Here is a 16,664-nt window from a genome sequence, read left to right as displayed (position 1 = left end):
GGTCACGAGGAGGGCTTGAACCAGGCCTTCACCCCGGTGTCGATGTCGGCCGCGACCTGCTCTGCCGTCTTGGAGCCGAGGAGCAGCTGCTGCGCACCCTTGCCCATGAGGTCGGTGCCCGACGGCGTGCCGTAGCGGAAGTCGGTGAGCAGGAGGTAGGGCGACGGGGACTTCTCGTAGTTGTCGGCCATCTGCTTGAGCAGCGGGTCGTTGTAGGTGACGCCGGGCACGGCCGAGATCTGCTTGACCTCGTCGGCGACCATCTGGCCGAACTCCTTGGTCGACATCCACTTGACCAGCTCGAGGGCGGCCTCCTGGTTGGGCGACTTGGCGTTGACCGCGAAGTTGCCGTCGGCCCAGCCGGGCGTGGTCGCCTTGTCCTCCGGCGATCCGGTCGGGGCCGGGACCTCGAAGACACCGAGGTCGATCTTGGGGTTGGCCTTCTTGAGGACGGCCATGTCGAACGAGCCACCGGGGAACATCGCGGCCTTCTCGGCCGAGAAGAGCGTCTGCGCGTCGGTGACCGCGACACCCGTGACGTTCTTGGGGAAGTACTTGGCGAGCTGCTTGAAGACGTCGATCGAGGCGACGAAGTTCGGGTCGGTGAACGACTTCTTGCCGGTGAGGACCTCCTCCTGGAAGGCCGCACCGCCGAAGCGGGGCGCCGCGAGCACCTCGTGGACGATCGGCAGGGTCCAGTCGTCCTTGGCGCCGACGGCGATCGGCGTCACGCCACCGGCGAGCAGCTTGTCGCCCGCCGCGGTGAAGTCGGCCCAGGTCTTGGGGGCCTCGCTGATGCCGTTCTTCTCGAACAGGCCCTTGTTGTAGAACATCTGGACCGTCTGGCGGGCCAGCGGCACCGAGTAGAGCTTGCCGTCGGCCTTGGACTTCGCCGAGTTGACGACGTTCTCGTCCCAGCCGGACAGGTCGACCTTGCCGTCGAGGGGCACGAGCGACTTCGAGGCGATGGTCGGCTCGACCTGGCCGTAGGAGCGCACCTGGGGCACGTCGGGGCCGTCGGAGCCGGCGAGCCCGGTCGCGAGGACCTTGTTGTACTCGGTCGCCTTGAACGGCTTGAACTCGACGGTGATGCCCTCGTGCTTGGCCTCGTAGGCGTCGAAGATCTTGTTGTATGCCGCCTCGTCCTCGACGCGCCAGGACCAGACCGTGAGCGTGGTCGCCTTGGCGTCACCGCCGTCGCCGGACCCCTTCGTGTCGTTGTCGCTCGACGGTGCGCAGGCCGCGACGGCGAGCACCCCCGTGAAGGCGATGAGGGTGAAGGTGGAGCGGCGGGTCCGCTGGGTCATGACAACTCTCCTGTCGACGCTGACTGGCTTGACGTGGGGCGTGGGGTGCTGGGCGTGCCGTGGGGCGCGCCCGGGGCCGGGCTGGGGGATGCACTGCGGGGCGCGCCGCCGGACGCGCCGTGGGGCGCGGTCCGGGACGCGGGTGGGGTGGTGAGGGCGGCGAGCGCCGCGGCGACGGAGTCGCCGTTCGCGGCGAGGGCGTCGAGGGCGTCGTCGACGCGGATGCCGGCCAGCAGCGAGAGCAGCGCCGGCTTGAGACGGCCACCGGCCGCCTCGAGGACGAGCCGGGCGTCCTCGTCGCTGGCGCCGGTGGCCTCCTGGAGGATGCGCACGACGCGTCCCCGCAGCTTGGCGTTGGTGGCGACGACGTCGACCATGAGGTTGGACCAGGTCCGCCCCAGCCGGATCATCACGGCGGTCGAGAAGGCGTTGAGGACGAGCTTCTGGGCGGTGCCCGCCTTGAGGCGGGTCGAGCCGGTGAGGACCTCCGGGCCGGTGTCCGCGACGAGCAGGTGGTCGGCGTATGCCGCGAGCTCCGATCCCGGGTTGGCCGTCACCAGCGCGGTGCGCGCCCCCATCTCGCGGGCGCACATGAGGGCGCCCTTGACGTAGGGGGTGCGGCCCGACGCGGTGAGTCCGATGACGACGTCCCCCTCCGAGACGACGCCGGCATCGGCACTCCCCAGGTCGCTGTCGTCCTCGACGTTCTCGACGGCACGGAGCAGCGCTGTGGGCCCACCCGCGTGGTGGGCGACGAAGAGCCCCTCGGGGGCGTTGAACGTGGGCAGGAGCTCGGCGGCGTCGAGGACGGCGAGGCGCCCGGACGTGCCCGCCCCGAAGTAGTGGACGTGGCCGCCCGCCCGGATGGCGGCCACGGCGTGGTCGACCAGCACGGCCAGCTCGGGGAGCATCTCCGCCACGGCGTCGGCGACCGTGCGGTCGGCCTCGTTCATGAGGGTGAGGACCTCGAGGGTCGACGCGCTGTCGATCCCGACGGTGCCGGGATGGCGTTCTTCCGTGGGCGCACTCACCCGGACGTCGCTGACCATTCTCGAAGGTTAGTTTCTTACACGCTCAGCGTCAACAATGTGAATCACTGGCGGTTTCGGACGTCCGGAAGCCACGCCACACCCGCCTGCGCGTCACGCGATGTGGTGACCCTCGACGGCCTTGCGGCTGTCCGCCACGGCCTTGCGCGCCCGGCGCAGGTCGCGCTGGGCCACGGCGATGTAGAGGCAGTCGACGACGGTGAGGGCCGCGATCCGGCTGGCCGTCGCCCCCGACCGCAACGAGGTCTCGCGGGCCGCCGTGGTGAGCACGATGTCGGCGCCCTTGGCCAGAGGCGACAGCGGGAAGTTCGTCACGGCGATGGTGCGCGCGCCATGTCGACGGGCGACCGCGAGCGACTCGATGGTCTCGCTCGTGGACCCGGAGTGGGAGATGCCGATCGCGACGTCCTGCTTCGAGAGCAGGGTCGCGCTGGTCAAGGCGATGTGCGGGTCGTTCCACGCGAAGGAGACGACACCGATGCGGTGGAGCTTCTGCTGGAGGTCGGCCCCGACGGTCGCGCTGGCCCCGATGCCGTAGACGTCGACGCGGGTGGCCTTGGCCACGGCGTCGACGGCCGCGGTCAGCGAGTCGCGGTCGAGCTGCTGCGCGGTCTCCTCGACGGCGCTGGAGTCCACGGACGCCACCTTGGCGATGATGTCGTCGATCGTGTCCGAGGCGCTGATGTCGCTGCCGGCCATGCGCTGCTCACGCGGCATGGCCGACTCGGCGGCGAGAGCGAGGCGCAGCTGTGGGTAGCCCTTGAGCCCCAGCCGCTTGCAGAAGCGCAGGACCGTCGTCTCCGAGGTCTTCGCCGCCTGAGCGAGCTCGGTGATCGTGAGGTCGGAGGCCCGGCGGGCGTCGGCGAGGACCTGGGCGGCGACGCGCTCCTCTGCAGGAGTGAGCGACGGGAGGATTCCACGCAGGCGGACGAGCAGCGGGGCGTCAGCCACGTCGAAGGACTGGATCGGTGTCGACATGTGCCAAAACTACGACCTCCGGGCCAGAGTCCACCCAGAAGTCCCGAACTCGTCCGGAGTCCGGTCACCGTCCACGAGAATGCCGCGGCCCGAGAACGCCCTGACCCGGCTCACCGCCACGCCTCGTCCGAGGGTGTTGGCGTCGGTCACGTAGCGCCACCGCAGCAGCTGGTCACCGGCCGTGAGGTCGGCGCGCACCTGGCGCCACCGCCGCTCCCCGTCGGTGCCGCTGATCGGACCCGTCGTGCCGTCGTCGAGCTCGGCCTTCGCCAGCGAGCCGTCCTGCTCGCGGTCCTCACCGTGGCGGGCGTCGCCGGGTTGGCGGATCCGCAGCGGCAGCGCCTCCCAGGTGGTGCCACCGTCGCGTGAGGTCTCGACGTGCAGGACGTCGGTGTCCTCGGTCTGGGCCACGAGGTCGAAGCCGAGACGGGCGCCCGACGCCGGGACCACGAGCGGCACGGTGAGCGTGGCCGTGCTCGCGTTCCGGGCGACGGTCTCCCAGACGACGTGGTTGCCGCGGGCCCGGATCGGCAGGGCCATGCCCAGCCCCCTGGCCCACTCCTGGCGGGCGACGTTGATGCTCCCCCACGAGCGCGAGGGATGCACGCGGTTCGTGAGCAGGATGGCGAACGAGCGGGAGGCGAAGTCGATGACGATCGAGGTGCCCGTGTAGCCGGTGTGCCCCGCCGTCCTCGGTCCGCTGAGCGCGTCCATGTACCAGGTCTGGTCGAGCTCGAAGCCGAGCCCGTGGTCGTCGCCGGGGAAGCTCTCGTTGAAGTTCGTGATGAGCAGCGACACGCTCTTGCGGTCGAGGATGCGCGCGCCACGGTAGGTGCCGCCGTTGAGCAGGGCCTGCGAGAGGACGGCGAGGTCGTCGACGGTCGAGAAGACACCGGCGTGACCGGCGACGCCACCGAGCGACCAGGCGTTCTCGTCGTGGACCTCACCCCGGACCATCCCGCGAGCCGGGACCGCCTGGTACTCGGTCGCGGCCGTGCGCTCCTTGGCCACGGGGTTGTATCCCGTGTCGCGCATGCCCAGCGGCCCGGTGAGCCGCGAGGCGACGACCTCGTCGAGCGACTGGCCCCGCAGCCGCTCGACGAGGACGCCGAGTGTGATGAGGTTGAGGTCGCTGTAGAGGTAGACCGTCCCCACGGGGTTGGTGAGCGGCTGGTTCATCACCGCAGCGATGCGGGAGGCCTTGTCGGGGTACTTGCTGTAGAGCGGCAGCCACGACGTGAACCCGCTCGTGTGGGTCAGCAGGTGCCGGATCGTCACCGACTCCTTGCCCGCGGCACCGAACTCGGGCAGGTAGGTCGCCACCGGCGCCTCGAGGTCGACCTTCCCCTCCTCGATGAGCTGGACGACCGTGATCGACGTGAACAGCTTCGAGACCGAGGCCAGGTCGAAGATCGTGTCGCGGCGCATGGGGACCCACTGCGACTGCGGGAGCTCCTCCGTCGCGTTCCTGTAGCGCAGCGCGAAGCCGTCGACCTGGGTGGCGACGACGGCCCCGTCGTGGGCCATGAGGCCGACGTGCCCGGGGTAGAGCGGGTGCCCACCGGGAGCCGCGACCTGGTGGCTGCGGACCTGGTCCTTGGCCAGCTCGATCGGGGCCGGGTCCAGGCCCACGGACCCCGGGGTCCCGGCACGCAGCACCGTGGACGGCGGCGCGAAGCCGGTGAAGGGCTTCGTGTAGTCCTCCGCGCGGGCGGCCGGAGCGGTGAGGAACGAGGCCCCGAGGACGAGGCCACCGCCGAGGACGGTGCGACGGGAGAGGCTCATCGGGCGGGGCCGCCGTAGATGAGGTAGGGCTGGCGGGCGGCATCGAACTTCGCGAGCTCGTCCTTCCATGCGCCCACGACCGTGGCCACGTCGGCGCCGGCCGTGATCTGGTCACGCAGGCGGGTCGATCCGGTGAGCTTGTCGATCCAGTACGGACGCGCCGGGTCGTAGGTGTCGTAGCGCCACTGGAAGTCCTTGTAGAGGGACTTCGCCGCGACGAGCATCTCGACACCGACGAGGACGGGGTCGATCGCCGAGGGCTCGGTGATGTGCACCTGGACGCCACCGCAGACCTTGCCGACGTGCTTGTTGAACGTCGGCGTGAAGTAGGCCTCGCGGAACGCCACGCCCGCGACGTCGCGACCCGCGAGGCGGTCGGCCCACTTGTGGTCGACGTAGGGCGCACCGATGAGCTCGAACGGGCGGGTCGTCCCGCGCCCCTCGGAGAGGTTCGTCCCCTCGAACATGCCCGTGCCCGGGTAGACGAGCGCGGTGTCGGGAGTCGGCATGTTGGGACTGGGCATGACCCACGGAAGGCCGGTGCCGGCATACGTGACGTCGCGACGCCAGCCCTTGACCTCGACGACCTCGACCTTCGGGAGGCGACGACCGCCGGTGTCGCTGGGCAGGATCTCGACGTTGAGGAAGCGCGCGAGCTCACCCACGGTCATGCCGTGCGCCTGGACGATCGCCTCGGCCCCGACCCCGGAGGTCCACGGCTCGGTCATCATCGGGCCGTAGGCCGTGCCGCCGATGGGGTTGGGGCGGTCGAGGACGACGAAGGTCGCACCGGTCTCGACGGCTGCCTTCATCGCCGTGTACATCGTCCAGATGTAGGTGTAGAAGCGCGCGCCGACGTCCTGGATGTCGAAGACGACGGTGTCGACGCCGGCCGCGCGGAACATCGACGCGAACTTCGCGGTGTTGGCGCCGTAGGCGTCGTAGACCGTGAGCCCGGTGCGCTCGTCGACGTAGGTGTCCTCGGCCTCGCCGGCCTGGGCGGTGCCGCGGAAGCCGTGCTCGGGCCCGAAGACGCCGCGGATGTCGACGGCGCCCGAGTCGTGCATCTCGTCGACGATCGAGCGGAGGTTGAGCAGGATCCCGGTCGGGTTGGTGATGACGCCGACCTTGCGGCCCTTGAGGACCGACCAGCCGCTCGCAGCGGCGACGTCGGCACCGGGGGTCACCTTGCGCTTCGGGTCGTTGACGGACGGCGCGTATGCCGTGGGGCTGGCGAGCGCGGGGCTCGCACCGAGGCTGAGGGCGGCGGCGCCGGCGAGACCGGCCCCACCGGTGAGGAGCTGGCGGCGGTTGGGTGAGGTCATGTCAGATCTCCACTCAGTAGGTGAGGCCGTGGCCGAAGGGGAAGAGCACGGTGCTCGGCGCGCCCTTAGCGGGGATGTCGACGGGGAGCTTGCCGGTCGGTGCGACCGCGCCGGAGATGACGCGGGCCGCGGCCTCGATGGCGACCGGGCTGTAGGAGTAGGTCGACAGGTAGGTCGTGGTGCCGGGCAGGTAGGCGATGTCGTAGGGGTCGCGCGTGGCGACGACGATCACCGGGATCCCGGTGTCCTGCAACGCCTTGACGAGCTTCTGCTGGCCGCCGCGCTTGTCGGTGACGTTGGTGTCCCAGGCCTTCATCGTCGTGACGACGACGGCGTCCTTGCCCTGGGCCGAGGCGACCGCCGAGGCGATCTGGGCGTCGGTGGGCGAGGTGCCGGTCTGGTTGACCGTCGTCGTGGAGCCGGCCTTGGCGAGGCCGTCGGCGAGGATCTGGGTCGTCGTCACGCCGTAGCCGGTGACGAGGACCTTCTTGCCGTTGGTGGCGAGCGGCAGGACCTTGGCGTCGTTCTTGACGAGGGTGCTCGTGCGGTTGGTGATGGCGTCAGCCGTGGCGAGGTGCTCGGTGGTGCCGACGACGGAGCCCAGTGCGGCGGGGTCGACCATCGGGTCGGCGACGATGCCGCGCTTGACCTTGAGCTCGAGGACCCGACGCACCTTGGCGTCGAGGTCGGCCTGGCTGATCCGGCCGGTCTTCACGGCGTCGATGACGGCCGCGTAGGCCTTGTCCATCGCCGGGGTCATGAGGAGCTGGTCCACGCCGGCCTCGAGGGCACGGACGGCGACCTCCTCGTCGCCGTAGAGGTCGCGCACGCCCTGCATCTCGAGCGCGTCGGTGACGATGACGCCCTTGTAGCCGAGCTCGCCACGCAGCAGGTCGGTCATGATCGGCTTGCTCAGGGTGGCGGGGTTGCCCGAGTCGTCGAGCGCGGGGAAGGCGAGGTGCGCCGTCATGATCATGTCGATGCCCTGCGCGATGGCGGCCTTGAACGGCGGGGCGTCGAGCTGCTCCCACTGCTCACGGCTGTGGGTGATGATCGGGAAGGCGACGTGGCTGTCGGTGGCGGTGTCGCCGTGGCCCGGGAAGTGCTTGGCGCTCGCGGCGACCTTGCCGTCCTCCTGGTAGCCCGCGACCTGCGCGGCGACCATCTGCGCGGCGAGCTCGGGCTTGCTCGAGAACGAGCGGGTGCCGATGACGGGGTTGAGCGGGTTGACGTTGACGTCGGCGTCGGGGGCGAAGTTCGTGTTGACGCCCATCGCGCGCAGCTCCTCGCCGGTGATCGCGGCGGCGGTGCGGGCGTCGTCGGCCGAGCGGCTCGCGCCGAGCGCCATCGAGCCGGGGAACTGGGTGGCGGGCGGGCCGATGCGCGTCACGACGCCCTGCTCCTGGTCGGTCGCGACCTGCAGGGGGATGCGCACCTTGGACTGCTGGGTCAGCGCCGCCTGCTGGAGACCGTTGGAGAGCCCGGCGATCTGCTGCGGGTTCTTGACGCTGTCGGTCCACGCGAAGTAGATGACACCGCCGAGGTGGTACTTCTGCACCACCTCGGCGGGAGTTGAGACCCCGTAGAGGGGAAGGTTGCGCGAGTCCGGGGTCGTCGCGTCCTGGCCGTAGACCTGCTGGACGAAGAGCTGGCCGACCTTCTCCTCCAGCGTCATCCGGACGAGGGTCGACTGGACCCAGCCCTTGGGACCCGCGGGGACGGCGGCGTCCGCCGTCGTGACCGGGATCGCGCCGGCGGCGAGGGTCGCCGCGACCGCCGAGGCGATCGCGGTGCGGCGGGTGACGGACGAACGGGGCATGACATCTCCGGTCTCTCGAGGTCCACGACGATGTGAACCATTCACGCACTTGGTGTTGCCAATGGAACTTAGCCACACCTCCGGACATGCGCAACAGATACGCAGCGGTCACGTGCGGGAGGTCGGACGAGAGGTCAGGTGATGACGGCGCGGAGCCCGGCGACGACGAGACCGCCGACGACCGCCACGCCGAGCCCGTGCCACCACCGCAGCCGGCGCTCGACGTCCTCCCCGTCCGGGCCCTGCTCCGGGGGCACGGAGGTGCGGGGCCACCAGAGCTCGGCGACGGCATACCCGACGACGCCCAGGCCCATGCCCAGACTTCCCGCGAAGACCCAGAACGGCCGGGTCCCACGCGTCGGCGTCGTGGTCAGCAGCGAGACCAGGGCGGCGATCGACGCGAACAGGGCTGGAAAGGCCACCCAGTCACGGTTGGGAGGGAATGTCTCGGGCGTGAACGGTTGCGCGCCCGAGGCCTTGAGGGCGGCGAACACGTCCTGGTCACCGATGAGTGGGGGCGGTTCCGGCAGCCATCGCGGCCTCACGTCGCCCTCGACCGAGTAGACAAGCTGCATGGCCGGGCCCTCTTCAGGCCGTCCGTCGGCATCGGCTCCGGGCGTGTCCATGTCCCAGGTCGTCCCGAGCGCGGAGAAGCGCATCGTGTTCGGCCGGACCAGGTCGGCGGCGACGAACGCGACAACTCTCTCCGCGCGCACGTCCTGCAAGACGTCGCGCGCTTGCACCTCGTTCAGGGAGGACATCCACGACGGCACCAACCAGGCCACCCAGGCGGCGACGATGAGCGCGCCGAGGAGGCGTCGCAGCCAGACCGCTCGCCGCACTCCTGCGGGCTCGGCCCCCAGCACCGTGTGCCCCACCCCGGTCGTCATGGCCAGATCGTGGCAGAACGGGGCCCCTCCTGTCCGCACATCCGACCGTCGGGCCAAGTCGTGCCGGGCACGCAGAAGGGCCCCGACACATGGTCGGGGCCCTTCTTGGAGCGGAGGATAGGGGATTCGAACCCCTGAGGGCGTTAACCCAACACGCTTTCCAAGCGTGCGCACTAGGCCACTATGCGAATCCTCCAACGGAGGAGGTTACCCGAGCGCGCAACGCCGACGAAATCCGCTCGCCGCTCCCCCTCCGCCGCTCGGCTCGCCGTTCGTCGAACCACTGGTCGCGGCCCCCTCCCGACCCCCACGATGGCGACATGAGCACCGACGCCTACCGCACGGCATACGCGCAGTCCCTCGAGGACCCGGACACCTTCTGGCGCGCCGCCGCGGACGGCATCGAGTGGGTGACGCCCCCGACGACGGTGCTCGACGACTCGAACCCACCGCTCTACCGCTGGTTCTCCGGCGCCACCCTCAACACCTGCTTCAACGCGCTCGACCGGCACGTGCGCGACGGCCGGGGCGACCAGCCGGCGCTCATCCACGACAGTCCCGTCACCGGCACGAAGCAGACCATCACGTATGCCGGCCTGCTGGCTCGCGTGTCAACGTTCGCTGGTGCGCTCGCGAGCCTGGGGGTCGAGAAGGGCGACCGGGTCGTCGTCTACATGCCGATGGTGCCCGAGGCCGTCGTCGCGATGCTCGCGTGCGCCCGGCTCGGCGCGATCCACTCGGTCGTCTTCGGCGGGTTCGCGCCGGCGGAGCTCGCCGCCCGGATCGAGGACGCCCAGCCCAAGGTCGTCGTCGCCGCGAGCTGCGGCATCGAGCCGAGCCGCGTCGTCGAGTACAAGCCGATGCTCGACGCGGCCCTCGACCGCAGCAGCCACAAGCCCGAGTCGGTCATCGTCTTCCAGCGCGAGCAGGCCCGCGCCGCGGTCGGCGAGCGCGACACCGAGTGGGAGGAGATGGACTGGGACGAGCTCGTCGCCGATGCGGAGCCGGCCGACTGCGTCGAGGTCGCCGCGACGGACCCGCTCTACGTCCTCTACACCTCGGGGACGACGGGGCGGCCCAAGGGCATCGTCCGCGACAACGGCGGCCACGCCGTCGCGCTGCGGTGGTCGATGAGCAACGTCTACGACATCGGGCCCGGTGACGTGTGGTTCACCGCGAGCGACGTCGGGTGGGTCGTCGGTCACTCCTACATCGTCTACGCGCCGCTGCTCACCGGCGCGACCACCGTGCTCTACGAGGGCAAGCCGGTGGGGACGCCCGATGCCGGGGCCTTCTGGAGGGTCATCGCCGAGCACGGGGTCAAGGCGATGTTCACGGCGCCCACGGCCTACCGGGCGATCAAGCGGGACGACCCCAGGGGTGAGCTGCTCCGCGAGCACGACATCTCCACGCTCGAGACCGTCTTCCTCGCGGGCGAGCGACTCGACCCCGACACCTATGAGTGGGCGACGTCGACCCTCGGCGTGCCCGTGGTCGACAACTGGTGGCAGACCGAGACCGGGTGGCCCATCGCGGCGAACCCACGGGGGCTGGAGCCGATGCCGATCAAGGCCGGCTCCCCCACCGTGCCCATGCCCGGGTATGCCGTCTCCATCCTCGACGAGACCGGTGCCCCGCTGCCGGCCGGCGAGGAGGGCGCGATCGCGATCCGCCTGCCGCTGCCTCCGGGGACGCTCGCCACGCTGTGGGGCGACGACCAGCGCTACGTCGACGGCTACCTCTCGACCTACCCCGGCTTCTACGCCACCGGCGACGGCGGGCTCGTCGACGAGGACGGCTACCTCTTCGTCATGGGCCGCACCGACGACGTCCTCAACGTCGCCGGGCACCGTCTCTCGACCGGGTCGATCGAGGCCGCCCTCGCCGGCCACCCCGACGTCGCGGAGTGCGCAGTCATCGGCGTCGCCGACGAGCTCAAGGGACAGCTGCCCCGTGGCCTCGTTGTCCTCAAGGGCGGTGTCGACGGCACGGGTGCCGAGGGCGAGCGGATCCGGGCCGAGCTCGTCAAGCGTGTGCGCGACGAGGTGGGCGCGGTCGCCGCACTGCGCCAGGTCGACATCGTCGCCGCGCTGCCCAAGACGCGCTCGGGCAAGATCCTGCGCAAGACGATGCGCGAGATCGCCGACGGTCGCACGCCGACCGTGCCCGGGACGATCGAGGACGCGTCGGTGCTCGACACCCTGGGGCCGGTCCTGCGACCCGGCGGCTGACTGCTCTCCGACGCCGCCCGCACCGCCGCCACCGCCCGGCTGCCACCAGACGAGCACGCTTTGGTGAGACGACCACATCTCCATGGTCGTCTCACCAGGAGATGGTCGTCTCGCGCACCGCCGCGGCCGCACCCCTAACCTTGCGCCGTGCAGGGAGTCTTCACGGGGTTCGCCACCATCGGCGTCGTCATCGCCGTCGGCGCACTCCTCGCCCACCTGCGCATCGTCGACCTCACCGCCCAGCGGGTGCTGTCACAGGTCGCGTTCTTCGTCGGCTCACCCGCGCTCATGGTCGTGACGCTGAGCCGCGCGGACGTCCACAACGTCCTGTCGGCCAACCTCGTGGCCACCACCGTCGCCGTGCTCGTGCCCGTCACGGTCTACGGCCTGCTCGCGCGATTCCTCTGGCGGCGACGCCTCGGTGACGCGACCATCGGCGCCCTCTCCGCGGCATACGTCAATGCGGGAAACCTGGGCATCCCGGTGGCGAGCTACGTGCTCGGTGACGCCGCCCTCGTTGCACCGACGCTCCTCCTCCAGCTGCTCGTGCTCCAGCCGATCGCCCTCGCCCTGCTCGACGCCGACGCCCTCGGGCGCGCTCCGTCGATCGGGCAGCTCGTCACGCGGCCGTTCCGCAACCCGCTCACCGTCGGCTCCCTCATCGGCCTGCTGCTCTCGCTCACCGGGTGGACGCTGCCGGAGTTCGTCGGCAACCCGCTCGAGCTCCTCGGCAACGTCGCCGTGCCCGCGATGCTCCTCGCCTACGGCATCGCGCTGCGGCTCGGGCCCGGCCTCGGGGCCGCCGGCTCCGTCGCCGAGCTGGCGACCACGTCGGCCCTCAAGCTCGTCGTCCAACCCCTCGTCGCGTATGCCGTGGCTCGCTTCGCGCTCGGTGTCGACGGGCACGCGCTGCTCGCCATCGTCGTGACGTCGGCCCTGCCCACCGCGCAGAACATCTTCGTCCACGCGACCCGCTACGACCGGGGCACCGTGCTGGCGCGCGACACGATCCTCATCACGACGATGGGGTCGGTGCCGGTCATCCTGCTCGTCGCCGCGGTTCTCGGCTGAGTCGGGACGCGTTCGACGCCGGGCCCCTATCCTGTGCAGATGCCGGGACCAGTGCTGGTTGGGGGGACATCGGCCGACGTCGGGATCCTGCACGAGCACCTGTGGACCGGGGCGACGGTCATCACCGCCGTGCGCACGGTCGGCTCGGCCGCCGTGGCCGCGTGGGGCGCGCTCGAAGGCAGCCTCACCCTGCTCGTCGTCGCGCTCGGCATCTACTGGGTCGGCGACATCCTCGACGGCACGTGGGCGCGGCTGCGCCGTTGCGAGACCCGCATCGGCGCCGTGCTCGACATCTTCTCGGACCGCTTCAACGCCGGCGCCTTCTACGTCGGGCTCGCGTGGCTCCAGCCCGACCTCGCACCGGCGGTGTTCGTCTACCTCGCCGAGTTCATGGTCGTCGACACCTTCCTGTCCATCGCGTTCCTCGCGTGGCCGATCCGCAGCCCCAACTACTTCTACGTCGTCGACCGCACCATCTGGCTGTGGAACTGGTCCAAGCCCGCGAAGGCCGTCAACAGCGCACTGTTCGCGGTGCTGCTCCTCGTCACCGGGTGGATGGAGGTGGCCCTGGCGATCGCGCTCGCGCTGCTCGTCCTCAAGTGCTGGTCGGTTGCGCGACTGCTTCGGATCGGGCTGCCCCTGCCGGACCCGGTGACCACGCATGTGGCCTGAGGTCCTCAGCATCGCGGGGTTCGCGGTCGCCTCGGCCCTCATCCCCCTCATCAACATCGAGGCGGTCGTCGCCCTCGCCGCCACCCAGGGCGAGGCACCCACGTGGGTCATCATCGCCGTGTCGTCCGTGGGACAGATGGTCGGCAAGCTCTTCTGGTACTACGGCGGCCGCGAGCTCGAGCGCTTCGGCTTCGTGGCCCGGCGGATGCAGAAGCCCCGCGCCAAGGCCGCGCTCGAACGGTGGCGCTGCCGCACGGAGGGACGCCCGTGGTTCACCGCCGGGCTGCTCCTCGTCTCGTCGGTGGTGGGGCTTCCGCCGTATGCCGTGATCGCCGTCCTCGCGGGCGCGCTCCGCGTGCCTCTGGTCGTCTTCCTCGTGACGGGGCTCGTCGGTCGTGCGGTGCGCTTCGCGGCCGTCATCGGTGGCGCCGCGGCCGTCGTCTCCTGGTGGTGACGGGAACGTTCCGGTGGCGGCCCGCTGAGCACGCTGCTAGGAACGTGGCATGACTCGTCGCGCCCTGCCCGTGCTCGCCCTCGGACTCTCCCTCGTCGCCGCCCCGCTGACGGCCGCCGTCGCCGCCGGCCCTGCCGCCGCGCCGGCGGGAGCGGGAGCCGCTGCTGCACAGGGACATCCGAGCGCCCCGCCGGAGATCGTCGCCCTGCGCGACGTCGACCCGACGATCGTCCACGAGATCCGCTACGCGACGAACCACAACTTCGTCGGCGAGCGGATCGACGACTACCGCGCACCGCTGTGCCTGCTCACCCGTCCCGCCGCCGAGGCGCTCTCGCGGGCCCAGACCGCCCTGCGGCCCAAGGGGCTCACCCTCAAGGTCTACGACTGCTACCGCCCGCAGGGTGCCGTCGACCACTTCGTCCGGTGGGCGGAGGACCTCGGCGACGAGCAGATGAAGTCGGAGTTCTATCCGCGGGTCGAGAAGTCGCGACTGTTCGAGGACGGCTACATCGCGGCCAAGTCCGGCCACAGCCGCGCGAGCACGGTCGACCTGACGATCCAGCCGATCGGCGCGCGCCCGGGCCCGACGCCGCACTCGCCCCACCCCGCGGGCTCGTGCTTCGGGCCGGTGGCCGACCGGGCCCCCGATGCCTCGCTCGACATGGGGACGGCGTTCGACTGCTTCGACGTCCTGTCGCACACGGCCAATCCCGCGATCACGGGGGCCGCGCGGGCGAACCGCGACCTCCTCGTCGGCGTGCTCGGCGCCGAGGGCTTCACCAACCTGCCCGAGGAGTGGTGGCACTTCACGCACAAGCCCGAGCTCTTCCCGACGACGTTCTTCACCTTCCCCGTCTCACGGGCCTCGCTCGCGAAGCGCTGACGCCGGGACGGTCCACGCCATGATGGGACGGTGATCAGCCTCGAGCTCGCCCGCCGGATCGTCCACGACGCCGGCGTGCTCTGGCAGCCCGCCGCCGGCGACCGGTTCGTCATCGACGCCGAGCTGCTCACGGCCTAGGTCTTCTGGGTCAGCGACCTCACGGTCGAGCCGCAGACGTTCGGCGAGCAGACGGTGCTCGGCTTCAACGGCACGACCGAGTGGGCGCTCGACTCGGTGAGCCTCGACAAGGCGTTGTGGCTGCCCCGCGAGGACCAGCTCCGCGAGCTCCTCGGCGACCGCCTCGAGTCGCTGACCCGCACGCCCGAGGGCTGGGAGGTGACGTGCGCAGGGAGCGATGGCTCACGGCATACGGTCACCGAGACGCACGTCGAGGACGCCTACGCGAGAGCCCTGCTCGGTCTCTAGCTCACTGCGGGAGGTCGTCAAAGGATCTGTTTCGGACGAACCGACCAGGTATGCCCGGTCGGCTCGTCACGAGGTGGTCGACTCGTCAGCGCTTGCGGGTCCCGAAGATCGACCGGGTGATCTCACGGCCGATGACCGTGCCGGCCGAGCGGAGGGCCGAGCGGAAGGCGCTCGACTTGACGACCTGCTCGACGAGGCCCGGGTCCTCCTTGGGAGTCGCCGCCTTCTTCGCGGGCGTCGGAGCCGGCGACTTCTGCGGCGCGGTCGGCGCGGTCGGCGCGGGAGCCGCCTGGACACGTGCCGCGAGCTTCTCGTAGGCGGACTCGCGGTCGGCCACGGCGGCGTACTTCGACGCGATGGCCGAGGCCGCGATCGTCGAGTCGAGCAGCGCGTCGGGCGAGGGCGCCATGAGCGACTGGGGCGCACGCATCCGCGTCCACGCCACCGGGGTCGGGGCGCCGCGCTCGGACAGGACCGTGACGACGGCCTCGCCGGTGCCGAGCGTGGTGAGAAGCTCCTCGAGGTCGTACTCGCTGTGCGGGTAGGTCTTGACGGCCGACTTCAGAGCCTTGGCGTCGTCGGGTGTGAACGCACGCAGCGCGTGCTGGACCCGGTTGCCGAGCTGGCCGAGCACGCCCGCGGGGACGTCACGGGGCGACTGGGTCACGAAGAAGACACCGACGCCCTTGGAGCGGATGAGCCGCACCGTCTGCTCGATGGCCTCCTGGAAGGCCTTGCTCGCGTCGGCGAAGAGCAGGTGCGCCTCGTCGAAGAAGAAGACGAGCTTGGGCTTGTCGACGTCGCCGACCTCGGGCAGGTCGTGGAACAGGTCGGCGAGCATCCACATGAGGAAGGTCGAGAAGAGCGCCGGCCGGTCCTGCACCCCCGGCAGCTCGAGGCAGGTGACGAGGCCCTTGCCGTCGGCGGCGGTGCGCAGCAGGTCGTTCGTGTCGAAGTTCGGCTCACCGAAGAACGCGTCCGCGCCCTGGTCCTCGAAGGCGATGAGCTCGCGCAGGATGACGCCGGCTGTCGCGGACGACAGGCCGCCGAGCGCCTTGAGCTCGGCCTTGCCGTCGTCGCTCACGAGGTGCTGGATGACCGCGCGGAGGTCCTTGAGGTCGAGGAGCGCGAGGCCGTTCTTGTCGGCGTAGTGGAAGACGAGCCCGAGGCTCGACTCCTGCGTGTCGTTGAGACCGAGGACCTTGGCGAGCAGCGTGGGCCCGAAGTCGGTGATCGTCGCGCGGATCGCGACACCCTTGCCCTGCCCGCCGAGCGAGAGGAACTCCGTCGGGTATGCCGTGCCCTGCCAGTCCTGACCGACGTCCTTCGCGCGCGCGGCGGTCCGGTCGCTGGGCTCGCCGGGGCTGGCGAGTCCCGAGAGGTCGCCCTTGATGTCGGCGAGGAAGACCGGGACGCCCTGACCGGAGAGCTGCTCGGCCATGAGCTGGAGCGTCTTGGTCTTGCCGGTGCCCGTGGCGCCCGCGACGAGGCCGTGCCGGTTGAGGACGGCGAGCGGGATCTGGACCGGGGCGTCGGGGTGCGCCGTGCCGTCGATGACGGTGGCGCCGAAGTTGAGCGACGGGCCGGAGAAGGCGTAGCCGGCGCGGATCTCGTCGAGGTGCGCGCTGCCCCCAGCGGGCGCGGCCTTCTCATCCGGTGCGGGCGCGGCCTCGGCCGCGGTGGCGGGCGCCGGCTCGCCTGCAGGAGCAGCAGTGGCGTCGCTGGCGGGCGTCTCGGGCGTCGCGTTCTCGGTCACCTTCGGCACTCTAGT

General features: G+C 70.8%; 14 protein-coding genes and 1 tRNA gene. 6 read left to right on the top strand and 9 right to left on the bottom strand.

What is annotated here, in order from left to right; translation table 11 throughout:
• Window positions 1-2: 2 nt before the first annotated feature.
• The 8 genes from KLO01_RS08725 to KLO01_RS08690 all read right to left on the bottom strand — a co-directional run bounded on the left by KLO01_RS08725 (window position 3) and on the right by KLO01_RS08690 (window position 9,349).
• The gene (locus KLO01_RS08725; RefSeq protein WP_147064202.1) at window positions 3-1,307 is read right to left on the bottom strand and encodes an ABC transporter substrate-binding protein; all 1,305 of its coding nucleotides are present in this window, start codon (window positions 1,305-1,307) and stop codon (window positions 3-5) included.
• On the bottom strand, window positions 1,304-2,356 hold the full coding sequence (locus tag KLO01_RS08720) for an N-acetylmuramic acid 6-phosphate etherase (protein ID WP_147064200.1): 1,053 nt from the start codon (window positions 2,354-2,356) through the stop codon (window positions 1,304-1,306). Before KLO01_RS08720 ends, KLO01_RS08725 begins: the two co-directional genes overlap by 4 nt.
• Before the next feature lie 93 nt (window positions 2,357-2,449).
• Window positions 2,450-3,334, bottom strand: a complete 885-nt coding sequence (locus KLO01_RS08715; protein ID WP_147064198.1) for a MurR/RpiR family transcriptional regulator — start codon at window positions 3,332-3,334, stop codon at window positions 2,450-2,452.
• A 9-nt stretch (window positions 3,335-3,343) separates the two neighbouring features.
• Window positions 3,344-5,119 carry a serine hydrolase domain-containing protein gene (locus KLO01_RS08710; protein ID WP_147064196.1) on the bottom strand — a complete coding sequence of 592 codons (1,776 nt, stop codon included), beginning with the start codon at window positions 5,117-5,119 and terminating at the stop codon, window positions 3,344-3,346.
• The gene (locus KLO01_RS08705; protein WP_147064194.1) at window positions 5,116-6,444 is read right to left on the bottom strand and encodes an exo-beta-N-acetylmuramidase NamZ family protein; all 1,329 of its coding nucleotides are present in this window, start codon (window positions 6,442-6,444) and stop codon (window positions 5,116-5,118) included. The genes KLO01_RS08710 and KLO01_RS08705 overlap by 4 nt, the downstream gene beginning before the upstream one ends.
• A 13-nt stretch (window positions 6,445-6,457) precedes the next feature.
• Window positions 6,458-8,263 (bottom strand): glycoside hydrolase family 3 protein, encoded by a 1,806-nt coding sequence (locus KLO01_RS08700; RefSeq protein ID WP_147064192.1) that lies wholly within the window; start codon window positions 8,261-8,263, stop codon window positions 6,458-6,460.
• A 134-nt stretch (window positions 8,264-8,397) separates the two neighbouring features.
• Window positions 8,398-9,153, bottom strand: a complete 756-nt coding sequence (locus KLO01_RS08695; RefSeq protein WP_147064190.1) for a hypothetical protein — start codon at window positions 9,151-9,153, stop codon at window positions 8,398-8,400.
• 111 nt (window positions 9,154-9,264) lie between these two features.
• Window positions 9,265-9,349: transfer RNA gene (locus KLO01_RS08690), tRNA-Ser, on the bottom strand.
• A gap of 124 nt (window positions 9,350-9,473) precedes the next feature.
• Here KLO01_RS08690 and KLO01_RS08685 point away from each other — a divergent pair.
• The 6 genes from KLO01_RS08685 to KLO01_RS17555 all read left to right on the top strand — a co-directional run bounded on the left by KLO01_RS08685 (window position 9,474) and on the right by KLO01_RS17555 (window position 14,893).
• Window positions 9,474-11,384 (top strand): propionyl-CoA synthetase, encoded by a 1,911-nt coding sequence (locus tag KLO01_RS08685; RefSeq protein ID WP_147064188.1) that lies wholly within the window; start codon window positions 9,474-9,476, stop codon window positions 11,382-11,384.
• A gap of 147 nt (window positions 11,385-11,531) precedes the next feature.
• Window positions 11,532-12,455 (top strand): AEC family transporter, encoded by a 924-nt coding sequence (locus KLO01_RS08680; protein WP_147064187.1) that lies wholly within the window; start codon window positions 11,532-11,534, stop codon window positions 12,453-12,455.
• Between the two features lie 39 nt (window positions 12,456-12,494).
• Entirely contained in the window at window positions 12,495-13,127 is a 633-nt protein-coding gene (locus tag KLO01_RS08675; protein ID WP_147064185.1) for a CDP-alcohol phosphatidyltransferase family protein, read from the top strand.
• Window positions 13,117-13,581, top strand: coding sequence for a VTT domain-containing protein (locus tag KLO01_RS08670; RefSeq protein ID WP_147064183.1), 465 nt, complete (start codon window positions 13,117-13,119; stop codon window positions 13,579-13,581). Before KLO01_RS08675 ends, KLO01_RS08670 begins: the two co-directional genes overlap by 11 nt.
• A 49-nt stretch (window positions 13,582-13,630) precedes the next feature.
• Window positions 13,631-14,467 (top strand): M15 family metallopeptidase, encoded by an 837-nt coding sequence (locus KLO01_RS08665; RefSeq protein WP_147064181.1) that lies wholly within the window; start codon window positions 13,631-13,633, stop codon window positions 14,465-14,467.
• 192 nt (window positions 14,468-14,659) lie between these two features.
• Window positions 14,660-14,893 (top strand): hypothetical protein, encoded by a 234-nt coding sequence (locus KLO01_RS17555; RefSeq protein WP_307725663.1) that lies wholly within the window; start codon window positions 14,660-14,662, stop codon window positions 14,891-14,893.
• Window positions 14,894-14,978: 85 nt separating this feature from the next.
• On the opposite strand, the gene KLO01_RS08655 is transcribed toward KLO01_RS17555, so the two are convergent.
• Window positions 14,979-16,649 (bottom strand): helicase HerA-like domain-containing protein, encoded by a 1,671-nt coding sequence (locus tag KLO01_RS08655; protein ID WP_147064179.1) that lies wholly within the window; start codon window positions 16,647-16,649, stop codon window positions 14,979-14,981.
• Window positions 16,650-16,664 lie beyond the last annotated feature (15 nt).

The sequence above is a fragment of the Knoellia locipacati genome (assembly GCF_007992835.1).
GTDB classification, from domain to species: domain Bacteria; phylum Actinomycetota; class Actinomycetes; order Actinomycetales; family Dermatophilaceae; genus Knoellia; species Knoellia locipacati.
Note: the sequence above shows the minus strand (reverse complement) of the source record. Positions and strands in the feature narration are given on the sequence as shown.

What these genes read in the sequence shown, in the direction of transcription:
- KLO01_RS08725 (WP_147064202.1), bottom strand. Translation starts at nt 1,307, where the DNA reads ATGACCCAGCGGACCCGCCGCTCCACCTTCACCCTCATCGCCTTCACG.
- KLO01_RS08720 (WP_147064200.1), bottom strand. Translation starts at nt 2,356, where the DNA reads ATGGTCAGCGACGTCCGGGTGAGTGCGCCCACGGAAGAACGCCATCCC.
- KLO01_RS08715 (WP_147064198.1), bottom strand. Translation starts at nt 3,334, where the DNA reads ATGTCGACACCGATCCAGTCCTTCGACGTGGCTGACGCCCCGCTGCTC.
- KLO01_RS08710 (WP_147064196.1), bottom strand. Translation starts at nt 5,119, where the DNA reads ATGAGCCTCTCCCGTCGCACCGTCCTCGGCGGTGGCCTCGTCCTCGGG.
- KLO01_RS08705 (WP_147064194.1), bottom strand. Translation starts at nt 6,444, where the DNA reads ATGACCTCACCCAACCGCCGCCAGCTCCTCACCGGTGGGGCCGGTCTC.
- KLO01_RS08700 (WP_147064192.1), bottom strand. Translation starts at nt 8,263, where the DNA reads ATGCCCCGTTCGTCCGTCACCCGCCGCACCGCGATCGCCTCGGCGGTC.
- KLO01_RS08695 (WP_147064190.1), bottom strand. Translation starts at nt 9,153, where the DNA reads ATGACGACCGGGGTGGGGCACACGGTGCTGGGGGCCGAGCCCGCAGGA.
- KLO01_RS08685 (WP_147064188.1), top strand. Translation starts at nt 9,474, where the DNA reads ATGAGCACCGACGCCTACCGCACGGCATACGCGCAGTCCCTCGAGGAC.
- KLO01_RS08675 (WP_147064185.1), top strand. Translation starts at nt 12,495, where the DNA reads ATGCCGGGACCAGTGCTGGTTGGGGGGACATCGGCCGACGTCGGGATC.
- KLO01_RS08670 (WP_147064183.1), top strand. Translation starts at nt 13,117, where the DNA reads ATGTGGCCTGAGGTCCTCAGCATCGCGGGGTTCGCGGTCGCCTCGGCC.
- KLO01_RS08665 (WP_147064181.1), top strand. Translation starts at nt 13,631, where the DNA reads ATGACTCGTCGCGCCCTGCCCGTGCTCGCCCTCGGACTCTCCCTCGTC.